The organism is Streptomyces sp. NPDC059454, from assembly GCF_042749965.1.
Classification (GTDB): domain Bacteria; phylum Actinomycetota; class Actinomycetes; order Streptomycetales; family Streptomycetaceae; genus Streptomyces.
In genome coordinates this window covers 61736-74704 of the sequence record NZ_JBHYVC010000012.1, presented here as the reverse complement: position 1 = coordinate 74704, position 12969 = coordinate 61736, and the positions used below count along the sequence as shown (strand labels likewise).

General features: G+C 72.2%; 10 protein-coding genes. 8 read left to right on the top strand and 2 right to left on the bottom strand.

Annotation, left to right across the window (positions count from 1 at the left end):
- The first annotated feature begins 14 nt into the window (after positions 1–14).
- From ACFXAE_RS11590 to ACFXAE_RS11575, 4 genes are read left to right on the top strand one after another with little or no spacing between them, the layout of a single operon-like run.
- Positions 15–1091 carry a substrate-binding domain-containing protein gene (locus tag ACFXAE_RS11590; RefSeq protein WP_384711671.1) on the top strand — a complete coding sequence of 359 codons (1077 nt, stop codon included), beginning with the start codon at positions 15–17 and terminating at the stop codon, positions 1089–1091.
- A gap of 18 nt (positions 1092–1109) precedes the next feature.
- Positions 1110–2282 carry a toxic anion resistance protein gene (locus ACFXAE_RS11585; protein ID WP_384711668.1) on the top strand — a complete coding sequence of 391 codons (1173 nt, stop codon included), beginning with the start codon at positions 1110–1112 and terminating at the stop codon, positions 2280–2282.
- Positions 2279–3826, top strand: a complete 1548-nt coding sequence (locus ACFXAE_RS11580) for a substrate-binding domain-containing protein (protein ID WP_384711665.1) — start codon at positions 2279–2281, stop codon at positions 3824–3826. Before ACFXAE_RS11585 ends, ACFXAE_RS11580 begins: the two co-directional genes overlap by 4 nt.
- 4 nt (positions 3827–3830) lie before the next feature.
- A complete protein-coding gene (locus ACFXAE_RS11575) occupies positions 3831–4415 on the top strand; it encodes a hypothetical protein (protein WP_384711913.1) in 585 nt (194 codons plus the stop codon).
- A gap of 189 nt (positions 4416–4604) precedes the next feature.
- On the opposite strand, the gene ACFXAE_RS11570 is transcribed toward ACFXAE_RS11575, so the two are convergent.
- Complete coding sequence (locus ACFXAE_RS11570; RefSeq protein ID WP_384711662.1) at positions 4605–6425, bottom strand: phosphoenolpyruvate carboxykinase (GTP); 1821 nt, start codon at positions 6423–6425, stop codon at positions 4605–4607.
- Positions 6426–6752: 327 nt separating this feature from the next.
- Here ACFXAE_RS11570 and ACFXAE_RS11565 point away from each other — a divergent pair, with 327 nt between their 5' ends.
- The 4 genes from ACFXAE_RS11565 (at position 6753) to ACFXAE_RS11550 (ending at position 10561) form a co-directional block, all read left to right on the top strand.
- Complete coding sequence (locus ACFXAE_RS11565; RefSeq protein WP_384711659.1) at positions 6753–7457, top strand: hemolysin III family protein; 705 nt, start codon at positions 6753–6755, stop codon at positions 7455–7457.
- Positions 7458–7591: 134 nt separating this feature from the next.
- A complete protein-coding gene (locus tag ACFXAE_RS11560) occupies positions 7592–9157 on the top strand; it encodes a DHA2 family efflux MFS transporter permease subunit (RefSeq protein ID WP_384711656.1) in 1566 nt (521 codons plus the stop codon).
- Positions 9158–9162: 5 nt separating this feature from the next.
- The gene (locus tag ACFXAE_RS11555) at positions 9163–9816 is read left to right on the top strand and encodes a TetR/AcrR family transcriptional regulator (RefSeq protein ID WP_384711653.1); all 654 of its coding nucleotides are present in this window, start codon (positions 9163–9165) and stop codon (positions 9814–9816) included.
- Between the two features lie 13 nt (positions 9817–9829).
- On the top strand, positions 9830–10561 hold the full coding sequence (locus ACFXAE_RS11550) for a Mut7-C RNAse domain-containing protein (RefSeq protein ID WP_384711650.1): 732 nt from the start codon (positions 9830–9832) through the stop codon (positions 10559–10561).
- Positions 10562–10811: 250 nt separating this feature from the next.
- On the opposite strand, the gene ACFXAE_RS11545 is transcribed toward ACFXAE_RS11550, so the two are convergent.
- A complete protein-coding gene (locus tag ACFXAE_RS11545; RefSeq protein WP_384711647.1) occupies positions 10812–12845 on the bottom strand; it encodes a thioredoxin domain-containing protein in 2034 nt (677 codons plus the stop codon).
- Between the last annotated feature and the right edge of the window lie 124 nt (positions 12846–12969).

The window sequence follows — 12969 nt, the reverse complement described above, 5'->3', positions numbered from 1 at the left end:
GGGATGCTCCGGACGTGAGACGGATTATGGGAATCGTCCTCGCGGTACTGCTGACGGCCGGCGTGGCGGCCGCCGTCGTCGCGGGCCGGGACAGCGAGGAGACGGGCACGGCAACGAAGACCGTGCGCATGGTGATCGGATCGGAGAAGGCGGAGTTCTTCGCCGATCCGGACGTGGTGGATGCCCTCGCCGCCAAGGGCTACACCGTCGAGGCCGAGACCTCCGGGTCCTGGGCCATGGAAGGACTGGACCTCGAGGGGTACGACCTGGCGTTCCCGTCCAGCCGGGCGCCCGCCGCCGAACTGGCCGAGAAGTACAAGGTGCGGGGAATGCTGCCGCGCCCGTTCTACTCGCCCCTCGTCGTCGTGTCCCGTCGCGGTGCCGCCGAGGTGCTCGCCGGGAACGGGCTGGCCGTGCTCGACGGGAAGAACCCGGGCACGCTGAAGATGGACGCCTACCTCGACGCGGCCGGGCGCGACCGCACCTGGCAGCAGCTCAAGGGGGCCGAGGAGCACGGAGAGCTGACCGGCACCCTCTACATCTCCAGCACCGACCCGGAGACCTCCAACTCCGGCGCGCTGTACCTGGCCGCCGCCTCCTACGTCGCCAACGGCGGCAAGGTGGTCGCGAGCGACGCCGAGATCGGGCGCACGGCTCCCCTGCTGCGCAAGCTGGTCGGCGTGCAGGGCGCCCAGCAGTCCAGTACGGACGCGGCGTTCCGGGACTTCGTCAGCGGGGCCGGCAACCCGCTCGTCCTCGTCTACGAGTCCCAGGTGGCCGCGCTCCTCGACGAGCAGCAGAACGCGGACGACCTCGTCGTCCTCTACCCGGACACCACGGTCAACAGCGACCACACCGTCGTGCCGCTCACCGAGGACGGCCGAAAGGTGGCCGAATTCCTCGGCAGCGACCCGGCGTTGCGCAAGCTCGCCGTCCGGCACGGCTTCCGCCCGCAGGGCGACGTCGCCGAGTTCGCGGCGTCCACCGTGGGCCGCACCGCCTATCTCAAGCAGCGACTGACCGGCGTCCGCCAGGCGCCCGTGCCCACCTCCGCGGTGCTGCACGAGCTGGCGCGACGGGCGCGCGGATAAGGGGGACAGCACCAAGTGATGAACACCGAGGGCGACTTCATACTCTCTCCGCCCGATCCCGTCGCTCCCGTGCCGCGGGAGAAGGCCGGCGGGCTCGTGCCCGTCACCGAGGACGTCCGGGCCGAGATGGCCGCCAAGGCCGCCGCGTACGTGGAAGGGCTGACGGCACTGGACGCCCGCTCGCCCGAGTTCGCGGGCAAGGTCGGGGAGATCACCGCGCTGGGCGCCGGCGAGATGCGCACCGCGACCGCGCAGTCCAACCGCATGCTGGAGCGCACGGTCCGCAGCCTGCCCGACAAGGGTGGGGACGCCCAGTCCAAGGTCGCGGGCTCGCTCGTCGAACTGCGGCGCGTGGTCGAGGACCTGGACCCGCGGGACCTGCCCGGGAAGAAGGGCCGCACGTTCCTCTCCCGGCTGCCCGGCGGCAACAAGCTGCGCGACCACGTCGCCAAGTACGCCTCCGCGCAGGGCACCCTGAACGGCATCGTGGGCGCGCTGCGCGGCGGACAGGACGAACTGCGCCGCGACAACGCCGCGTTGCAGACGGAGCGGGTCCGCCTGTGGGAGACCATGGGAAAGCTCCAGGAGTACGTCGTCCTGACGGAGGCCCTGGACACGGCCGTGGAGCGGCACATCACGGGCGTGGCGGCGACCGACCCCGCGCAGGCCGACTCGCTCCGTGCCGACGTCCTCTTCCCCGTCCGGCAGAAGCACCAGGACCTGCTCACCCAGCTCGCCGTGTGCGCACAGGGCTACCTCGCCATGGACGTCGTACGGCGCAACAACGACGAGCTGATCAAGGGCGTGGACCGGGCGGCCACGACGACCGTGTCGGCGCTGCGGATCTCCGTGATGCTGGCGTCCGCGCTCGACCACCAGAAGAAGGTCGTCGAGCAGGTCGACGCGCTGCGCGGGACCACCGAGGAGCTGATCCGGGGCAACGCGGAGATGCTGGCGACGCAGAGCGGGGAGATCCAGCGCATCGCCGCCGACCCGGCGGTCGGGGCCGAGACCCTGCGCACCGCCTTCCAGCAGATCTACCGCACCCTCGACGCCATCGACACCTACAAGGTGCGGGCGACCGAGGCGATGGCCGCGACGGTGGAGAACCTGACCTCCGAACTCCAGCACGCCAGTACCTACTTGGAGCGCAGCCGGTCGCAGGGCGCGCTGGAAGGGGGGCTCGGATGAGACGACGACGGTCCCTGGCCGCGCTGCTCGCCGCCGGCGCGGCCCTGCTGAGCGCGTGCACCACCGCGCCGGAGAAGGAGAAGGAGGCGGATCCGTACGCCGCCGCTCCGGGCACGCTCCGGGTGCTGGCCTCCAGCGAGCTCAGCGACATGACACCGGTCCTGGAGCGGGTCGAGAAGGACACCGGGGTCACGATCCGGCCGACCTGGATCGGCACGCTCGACGCCGTGGACATGCTGGCCACGGGGAAGACGGACGGCCGGTACGACGCCGTGTGGCTGTCCTCCAACGACTACCTGCGGCTGCGCCCGGAGGCGGCGCGGAAGGTCGTCTCGGAGACGCCCGTGATGTCCAGCCCGGTCGCCCTCGGCGTGCGGTCCGCCGTCGTCGAGGAGCTGGGCTGGAACCCCGGGGACGTCACCTGGTCCGCGATCGAGCGGGCCGTCCGGGACGGGAAGCTCACCTACGGCATGACCGACCCGACCCGCTCCAACTCCGGTTTCTCCACGCTGGTCTCCGTCGCCTCGGCGCTCTCCGGAGCGCAGTCCGCGCTCACCGACGCCGACGTGGCGAAGGCGACGCCGCGGCTGAAGGGGTTCTTCGAGGGGCAGAAGCTCACCTCGGGTTCGTCGGGCTGGCTGGCGGGCGCGTACAACCGCCGCGGTGACGTCGACGCGCTCCTCAACTACGAGTCCGTCCTCAAGGGCTTCAAGGGCCTGACGGTGATCCGCCCGAAGGACGGGGTGGTCACCGCCGACTATCCGCTGTCCTCCCTCGCCGCCACCGGCACGGCCACCCGCGACGACGTGCGCCGGGTGACCGAGGCGCTGCGCTCGGACGCCGTCCAGCGGCTGATCACCGAGTACACGCACCGCCGCCCGGTCGTCGCCTCGGTGGATCCCGCGGCCGGACTGGACACCGGACGCAGGCGCGAACTGCCCTTCCCCGGCAGCCGTTCCGTCGCCGACGGGCTGCTCGACGCGTACGAGAACCAGCTGCGCCGTCCCTCCCGGACGGTGTACGTCCTCGACACCTCCGGCTCGATGGAGGGCGGGCGGATCGACCGGCTGAAGCAGGCCCTCACCGACCTCACCGACGACTTCCGCGACCGGGAGGAGGTCACCCTGATGCCGTTCGGATCGGCGGTGAAGAGCGTGCGCACCCATGTCGTCGGCCCCGAGGATCCCGAGCGGGGGATCGCCGCGATCCGGCGCGACACCGGGAAGCTGCGGGCCGAGGGCGAGACCGCGATCTACACGTCCCTGCGGAAGGCGTACGACCACCTGGGCGGCGGCGAGGACACGTTCACGTCGATCGTGCTGATGACGGACGGCGAGAACACGGCGGGCGACAAGGCCGGCGACTTCGACGACTTCTACGAGGGGCTGTCCCGCGAGCGGCAGGACATCCCCGTCTTCCCCATCCTGTTCGGCGACTCCGACCGGGCCGAACTGGAGCACATCGCCGAGCTGACCGGCGGCCGGCTGTTCGACGGGCAGGGCTCGCTGGACGGGGCGTTCGAGGAGATCCGTGGCTACCAGTAGGGCGATGGCGTACCTGGAGTCCCGCAAGAACCTCGCCGGGAGCGCGGGCGGGCTGGCGGGGCTGGTGCTGACGTTCACGGACGTGGCGGGCCCGTACTGGCCGGTCGTGGTGGCCGGGCTGTACGGGGCGGGCGCGCTGGTCGCCCCGCCCGAGCGGCCCGCGCCGCCCGCCTTTCCGGATCCGTCCGCGCAGCTCGACGAGGTGCGGGCGGACTTCGAGCGGCTGCGGGACTATCTCGCGGACGTCGATCTGCCGCCCACCGCGCGGGGCCGGCTCACCGAACTGACGGAACTGCTGGCCGCGCTGCTGGATCCCGGGTGGGTGGCCGAGATCCTCGCCCAGGACCCGGACGCCGTGCACACCCTGTCCCGGGCCGTGCGGCAGGACGTGCCGGAAGCCGTCGACGCCTATGTGCGGACCCGCTGGTGGACGCGGCTGACACCCGGGCAGCTGCCCCCGGAGCAGCATCTGGCGCGTCAGCTGGAGCTGCTGCACGCGGAGGCGGAGCGGCTGGCGCAGGGTCTGCGGGAGACGGAGGCGCGGCGGCAGGAGTCGCACACGCGGTACCTGGAGGACCGGTCCCCGTGAGCCCGGCATGGGCGAGGGCCCGTCGTCCTCCTCACGCCGGGGCGGGCGGGAAGGGGTCGACGGGCCCCAGGGCCCGCACGCCGTTGTGCGGGCCTCGCCGGTGTGTTCCGCGGCCGGTCGTGGCGTGACGATCGCTGGTCAGGGCATCCTCAAACCGAGTACCGACCGGCCGCGGGGTCTGTGCGGGCGTCAGCCCAGGCGCTTCACCAGCGCGTGGTACTGGTCCCACAGTTCCTTGGGTGTGTGGTCGCCGAAGGTGTTGAGGTGCTCGGGGACCAGGGCGGCCTCCTCGCGCCACACGTCCTTGTCGACGGTGAGCAGGAAGTCCAGGTCGGCGTCGGAGAGGTCCAGCCCTTCGGTGTCCAGCGCGGCCTTGGCCGGGAGCACGCCGATCGGGGTCTCGACGCCCTCCGCGCGGCCCTCCAGGCGCTCCACGATCCACTTCAGGACGCGGGAGTTCTCGCCGAAGCCGGGCCAGACGAACTTGCCGTCGTCGTTCTTGCGGAACCAGTTGACGTAGTAGATCTTCGGCAGCTCGGACTGGTCCTTGTCCTTGGCCACGTCGATCCAGTGCGCCATGTAGTCGCCCATGTTGTAGCCGCAGAACGGCAGCATGGCGAACGGGTCGCGGCGCAGCTCGCCGACCCTGCCCTCGGCGGCGGCGGTCTTCTCGGAGGCCACGTTGGCGCCGAGGAAGACGCCGTGGTTCCAGTCGAAGGACTCCGTCACCAGCGGTACGGCGCTGGCGCGGCGCCCGCCGAAGAGGATCGCGGAGATCGGCACGCCCCCCGGGTCCTCCCACTCGGGCGCGATGATCGGGCACTGCGCGGCGGGGGTGGTGAAGCGGGCGTTGGGGTGGGCGGCGGGCGTACCGGACTCGGGGGTCCAGTCGTTGCCCTTCCAGTCCGTGAGGTGGGCCGGGGTCTCCTCGGTCATGCCCTCCCACCACACGTCGTTGTCGTCGGTGAGGGCGACGTTGGTGAAGACGGAGTTGCCCCAGAGGGTCTTCATGGCGTTGGCGTTGGTGTGCTCGCCGGTGCCGGGGGCGACGCCGAAGAAGCCGGCCTCGGGGTTGATTGCGTACAGGCGGCCGTCCTCGCCGAAGCGCATCCAGGCGATGTCGTCGCCGATCGTCTCGACCGTCCAGCCGGAAATCGTGGGCTCCAGCATGGCGAGGTTGGTCTTGCCGCAGGCGGACGGGAAGGCGGCGGCGACGTACTTCGACTCACCCTGCGGCGGGGTGAGCTTGAGGATGAGCATGTGCTCGGCGAGCCAGCCCTCGTCGCGGGCCATGACGGAGGCGATGCGCAGCGCGTAGCACTTCTTGCCGAGCAGGGCGTTGCCGCCGTAGCCGGAGCCGTAGGACCAGATCTCGCGGTCCTCGGGGAAGTGGGAGATGTACTTGGTGCCGTTGCAGGGCCAGGGGACGTCCTCCTGGCCGGGCTCCAGCGGGGCGCCGACCGAGTGCACGGCCTTGACGAAGAAGCCGTCGGAGCCGAGCTCGTCCAGGACTGGCCGGCCCATCCGGGTCATGGTGCGCATGGAGACGGCGACGTACGCGGAGTCGGTGATCTCGACGCCGATGGCGGACAGCGGCGAGCCGAGCGGGCCCATGCAGAAGGGCACGACGTACATGGTGCGGCCCTTCATCGAGCCGCGGAAGACGCCCTTGTCGCCCCGGAAGATCTCCCGCATCTCGGCGGGGGCCTTCCAGTGGTTGGTCGGGCCGGCGTCCTCCTCCTTCTCGGAGCAGATGAAGGTCCGGTCCTCGACGCGGGCGACGTCGGTGGGGTCGGAGGCCGCGTAGTAGGAGTTGGGGCGCTTGATCGGGTCGAGTTTGCGGAAGGTGCCCTGCGCGACGAGCTCGTCGCACAGGCGTTCGTACTCAGCCTCCGAGCCGTCGCACCAGACCACCCGGTCCGGCTGCGTCAGGTCTGCGATCTCGTTGACCCAGGAAATCAGCCCCTGGTGGGTGGTGGGGATGCTGGGAGCCGCGATGTCGCGCGCCACGTCTGCTCCTAAATGAGGGTTTTTGTTTGGGAGGCCCCGTGGGGGCTGCGACCCGGATGCTGCACGGTGGTGCGCTGCGCGCTCATCCGGTGTCGACCGCACTCATTTGATCATCCGACGAGAGCGCCCATCTGTCCAGAGGGCCGCACAGGTGAGCAACGTGACGCTGACCACGGTTTTTCCCGGGGCTTTACGCGCACGTTGGGCAGACCTGACGATTTCTTTGCGTGACACACCGACGGCACGGCGTGAGACGATGACCACTCGACGTGGGCCGATCCGGCACCCGGACGCATAACTTACGGTTCCGTAGGTACGATGCTGTACATGACTGCGCTCGCCCCCGACGCGCCCGAGAACCCGGCGGCCGACGGCCGGGGTCCGGTCGCGACCTCCCTGCCGCACCCCGTCAAGCCCAAGCTCCGCGGCTGGCTGCACCTCGGCATGTTCCCCGCCGCCCTGGTCGCCGGACTGGTGCTGACCGCCTTCGCCGACTCGACCCGGGGACGTCTCGCCTGCGGGGTCTTCGCCCTGACGGCCTGCCTGCTGTTCGGCGTGAGCGCGCTCTACCACCGGGGCGACTGGAGTCCCCGCATGGACGGGGTGCTGCGCCGCCTCGACCACGCCAACATCTTCCTGATCATCGCGGGCACCTACACCCCCCTGACGATCCTGCTGCTGCCGGAGTCGAAGGGGCGGTGGCTGCTGTGGGGCATCTGGGGAGCGGCGGTGGCCGGGATCGTCTTCCGGGTCTTCTGGGTCGGCGCGCCGCGCTGGCTCTACACGCCCTGCTACATCGCGATGGGCTGGGCGGCCGTCTTCTTCCTGCCGGACTTCATGCGCACCGGCGGCATCGCCGTACTCGTCCTGGTCGTCGTGGGCGGTCTGCTCTACAGCGCGGGCGGGGTGATCTACGGCCTCAAGAAGCCCAACCCGTCACCGCGCTGGTTCGGCTTCCACGAGGTATTCCACTCCCTCACCCTGGCCGCCTTCACCGCCCACTACATCGGCATCTCCCTGGTGGCCTACTAGGACGCGCAGGAGTCGCACACCTGGCACCCGGAGGCCGGCCACCCCACGACCGGGCCGCGGCATCGACGCCGCGGCCCTTTTCCATGCCCGCGCCGTATTGACAGCCCATTGCTTTTGATAGTTACTCTCATTTAATGGCCACTGTCACTAAGCGTGGCGCCGTGCACGCCGACCCCCGCCGCTGGTGGGCCCTGGGCGCCCTGGTCGCGAGCATGCTCACCCTCGGCTTCGACCTGACGATCCTCAACGTGGCGTTGCCGACCATGGCCGCGCGGCTGGAGGCGAGCACCGGCGAACTCCAATGGATCGTGGACTCGTACGTCGTGGTCTTCGCGGCGCTGATGCTGCCCGCCGGCCTGCTCGGCGACCGGTTCGGGCGGCGCCGCATGCTGGTGGTGGGACTCTGTGTGTTCCTCGTCGGGTCCCTGGCCGGCGCGCTGACCGACGCGCCGGAACTCGTCGTCGCGGCCCGCTCCGTGATGGGCCTCGGGGCCGCGCTGGTCATTCCGCTGGGCCTGTCCGTACTGCCGTCGATGTTCGGCGAGGAGGAACGCGGCAAGGCGGTCGCCGCCGTCACCGCCTCCATGGCCGCCGGGATGCCGCTCGGCCCGCTCGTCGGCGGGCTGCTGCTCGACCACTACTGGTGGGGCTCGATCTTCCTGATCAACATCCCGATGGCCGCCGTCGGCATCGCCGCCTGTCTGATCCTGCTGCCCGAATCGCGCGACCCCTCCTCCCCCAGGGTCGACGCGCTGTCCACGGTGCTCAGCGCGTCCGGGCTCGGCGCGCTGGTCTTCGGCATCATCGAAGGACCCGTGCGCGGCTGGAGCAGTGGCTGGGTGCTCGGCTCGTTCGCGCTGTCCGTGCTGCTGCTGGCCGGGCTCGTGGTGCGCGAGCGGCGTGCGGCGCGGCCCATGCTCGATCTCGCGCTGCTCGGGCGGCGCGTCTTCCTGTTCAACGTCCTGTCCGCGACGCTCGGCACCTTCGTCTTCGCCGGGCTGCTGTTCCTGCTGCCGACGTATCTGCAGGAGATCGGCGGCAGCGACGCGTTCGGCACCGGGCTGCGGCTGATGCCCATGATGGGCGGCCTGATGGTCTCCGCGCGGGTGAGCACGTCCCTGGTGCGGCGGTTCGGGCCGCGGCCGGTGGTCGCCGCGGGGCTGGTGGTGCTGTGCTTCGCCGCGCTCCTCGGCTCCCGGACCGAGCCGGGCAGCGGCTACGGATTCACCGCCACCTGGCTGACGATCGCGGGCCTGGGCTTCGGCCTGGCGATGGTGCCCGCGATGGACGCGGCGCTCGGCGGCATCCCCGCCGACGCGGCGGGCAGTGGCTCCGCGCTGCTGATGACGCTGCGCCAGGTGGGCGGCGCGGTCGGCATCGCCCTGCTCGGCAGCCTCGTCGCCGACGCCTACGCCGGCCGGCTCGGCACCACCGGGCTGCCCGCCCCCGCCGCCGAGGCCGCCCGGGAGTCGCTGAGCGGGGCCCACGCCGTCGCCGAACGGCTCGGTCTGCCGGCCCTCGCCCGCTCCGCCGACGCGGCGTACGTGGACGGGATGTCGCTGGTGCTCGTGGTCTGCGGGATCGCGGCGCTGGTCACCGCACTGCTGGTGGCGGCGTTCCTGCCGAACGCCCGGGCGGCCGCCGTCCGGGGGACCGTGGCCGGCGGCATGGCCGCCGCGGAGGCCGATGGCCGAGAATGACCCTCATGAAGGCCGCACGTTCCTCCCTCACCCCCGCCGACCCGTCCCGCCCGGGGCTCCGTGAGCGGAAGAAGATCAAGACCCGCGAGGCGATCCGGGGCGCGACCTACGGACTGATCCGGGAACAGGGCTACGAGGCCACGACGGTCGAGCAGATCGCCGAGCGCGCCGAGGTGTCGCCGTCGACCGTCTTCCGGTATTTCCCCACCAAGGAGGACATCGTCCTCACGGACGAGTACGACGAGCCGCTGCTCGCGGAACTCACCGCGCGGCCCGTCGACGAACCCTGGCTGGACTCGGTCCGGTATGTGATGCGCAGGGCCATCGGTCTGGCGGTGACCGAGCAGCCGGACGTGACCCTGCTGCGGGCGCGGCTGATGGCCGAGGTGCCCGCGGTGCGCTCCCGGATGACGGAGAGCCTGTCGGCCACCGGCCGCCTGCTCGCCCGGGCCATCGCCGCACGCACCGGGCTCGACCCGGACGGCCTGGAGGTGCGGGTCTGCACGATGGCCCTGGTCAGCGGCCTGCTGGAGGCCTCGCACTACTGGGCCGAGCACGGCCACACCGACGACCTCACCGACCTCTTCGACCGGGCCCTCGATGTGGTCGAGCACGGCCTGCCCACCGCGAAATCCCGGGGCGGCGGGCCCCGGACATGACATCCTTGACCGGGTGAACGGTCCCGAGATCCACGTCGCGTTCGACCCCGGGCTGCTGCTCTTCGTCCCCCGGGCACGGCCCACCGGCGCCACCAAGGCCGCCACCGACGGTGTCTCCAGCCTCGGCCACGTCGTCGAGTCCCTCGGAGTCCCGCTGACCGAGGTCGGCGCGTTGCTCGTGGACGGCCGCGAGGTGCCGGCCGGCCACGTGCCGGCCGCGGGCGAGTCGGTGACGGTGCGTGCCGTCGAACACCCCCAGCGGGTCCCGGGCGCCCCCCTGCGCTTCCTGCTCGACGTGCACCTGGGCACGCTGGCGCGCCGGCTGCGGCTGCTGGGCGTGGACACGGCGTACGAGTCGACGGACATCGGCGATCCGGCGCTGGCCGCGCGGTCGGCGGCGGAGCAGCGGGTCATGCTCAGCCGGGACCGGGGGCTGCTGCGGCGGCGGGAGCTGTGGGCGGGAGCGTTCGTGTACAGCACCCGGCCCGAGGAGCAGCTCACGTACGTACTCGACCGGTTCCGGCCCGAACTGCGGCCGTGGAGCCGGTGCACCGCCTGCAACGGGCTGCTGCGACAGGTCACCAAGGACGAGATCGCCGACCAGTTGAGGGGCGGGACGCACCGCACGTACGACGTGTTCGCGCAGTGTGCGGAGTGCGGCCGCGCGTACTGGAAGGGTGCGCATCACGAGCAGCTGGTCGCGATCGTGGAGCGGGCGGTCGCGTCGCGGTCGGAGCGGGGGTGACGCGGGTCGGCGCGGAGTCGGCGCCGGGTCGGCGCGGGGTTGACGCCGGGTCGGCGCCGGGTCGGCGCGGTAGTGCCGTGGGGAACCGCGGGGCCGTTGCGGCCGGTCGGGCCCGCGCGGCGGAGCCGCGCGTCGATACGGCTCCGCGCTCCTGCGAGGGCGCTCGGCGCACCGTCGGGTCGTTCCTGCCGCGGGCTGTGCCGTCGCGGTTCCCGTCCGGGCGCGGCGGGCGGCCGGTACGGCCGCCGGTTCAGCCGCCCAGCGCCACCCGCAACCGGTCGGAATCGGTCGTCGGCGCGTCGCAGGTGAAGTTGCGGCAGACGTAGGCGGCCGGTTCGCCCTGGACCAGCGGACGGTCGGCGAGCAGTGGGAACTCGTCACTCTCCGGCGTCCCGACGGCGACCACCGCGCCGGGAGCGGAACCCAGAAGTGCCGTGCGGTGCAGGGCGGCCGTGGCCGGGTCGTCGAGCGCCGGACCGACCACCGCGACCTCCTTCGGCCCGTCCAGTACGGCCTCGGCGACCGCGAGTCCCCACCCGATGAACCGCGGGACCCGCGGACCGAGCGCCTTCACCACGCCCAGCGCCCGCTCGGCGGCCGTGCGGTGCGGCTCGGAACCGGTGTGCGCGGCATAGCCCAGCAGGGCGCCCGCGGCGGCGGTCCAGCCGGACGGGGCGGCGTTGTCGGTCGGGTCCTGCGGACGCCGGATGAGGCGCTCCGCGTCGGACGCCGTGTCGTACAGGGCACCCGACTCCGGGTCGGCGAAGCGGACGAGCACATGGTCGAGCAGCAGGCCGGCGAACTCCAGCCACACGCCCTCCCCCGTCACCGAGGCGAGCGCCAGGAAGCCCTCGGCGACATCGGCGTAGTCCTCCAGCACCCCCGCGTTGGCCCCGACCCGGCCGTCCCTGCTGGTGCGGGCGATCCGGGCCTGGTCGTCCAGGTGCAGCCGGACCAGCAGGTCACCGGCGGCGACGGCGGCCTCGGTGAGGTCCGGCCGGTCGAAGTAGGCGCCGGTCTCGGCGAGCGCGGCGATCGCCAGCCCGTTCCAGGCGGCGACCACCTTGTCGTCCCGGCCGGGCGCGGGCCGGGCAGAACGCGCCGCGAGCAGCCGCTCCCTGATGCCGTCGATCCGCCCGGCGTCGAACACCTCGTCCCGCTGCGGCAGTTGCAGCACCGAGGCGCCCTCCTCGAAGGTGCCCTCCACGGTCACCCCGAAGTACCGCGCGGCGAGGTCGGCGTCCTCCTCCCCGAGCACCTCCCGCAGTTGCGCGGGCGTCCACACGTAGTACGCGCCCTCGACGTGCCGGCCCGTGCCGTCGTCGCTGTCGGCGTCCAGCGCGGACGCGAAACCGCCCTCGGTGGTGCGCAGTTCGCGGACCATGAAGTCGGCGGTCTCCAGCGCCACCCGGCGCGCGAGCTCCGACCCGGTGGCCCGCCACAGGTGGGCGTAGACCCGGCACAGCAGGGCGTTGTCGTAGAGCATCTTCTCGAAGTGCGGCACCACCCAGTCCCGGTCGACGGAGTACCGGGCGAAGCCGCCGCCGAGCTGGTCGTAGATCCCGCCGCGCGCCATGCGCTCACAGGTGTCCGCCGCCATCTGCAGCGCGCCCTCGGCGCCGGTGCGGGCGTGGTGGCGCAGCAGGAACTCGAGCACCATGGACGGCGGGAACTTCGGCGCCCCGCCGAACCCGCCGCGCTGCGGGTCGTACTCCCTGGTCAGCCCGAGCAGCGCCTGGGCGAGCTCCTGCTCGCCGGGCAGCCGGTCGTCGCCGTAGGACAGCTCCCGGCCGGCCAGGTCCCGGGTGATCTTCCCCGCCACCTCGTCGACCTCACCGCGCCGCTCGTCCCACGCCTGGTGGACGCCCCGGAGCACCTGCCGGAACGACGGCATGCCGTGCCGGGGGGCGGGCGGGAAGTACGTACCGAAGTAGAACGGCTCGGCGTCCGGCGTGAGGAACACGGTCATGGGCCAGCCGCCCTGCCCGGTCGCCGCCTGCACCGCCTCCATGTAGACGGCGTCGACGTCCGGGCGCTCCTCGCGGTCCACCTTGATGCTGACGAAGTGCGCGTTCATGTCGTCGGCGGTGGCCCGGTCCTCGAAGGACTCGTGCGCCATGACATGGCACCAGTGGCAGCTCGAGTAGCCGACGCTCAGCAGCACCGGCACATCGCGCCGCCGCGCCTCGGCGAAGGCCTCCTCGGACCAGGACCACCAGTCGACGGGGTTGTCGGCGTGCTGGAGGAGGTAGGGGGACGTGGCCTGCGCAAGTCGGTTCGCCATACGTCCATCCTCGCGCACCCGGCCGCGCCCCGCGGAACCGGCGACACGGCGGCGCCCCGCGTGTCCTGCGGCCCGCCCCGCCGCCACCGGCGGATATCCCGCCCGCGGCCGCCGTCCGCCGCCG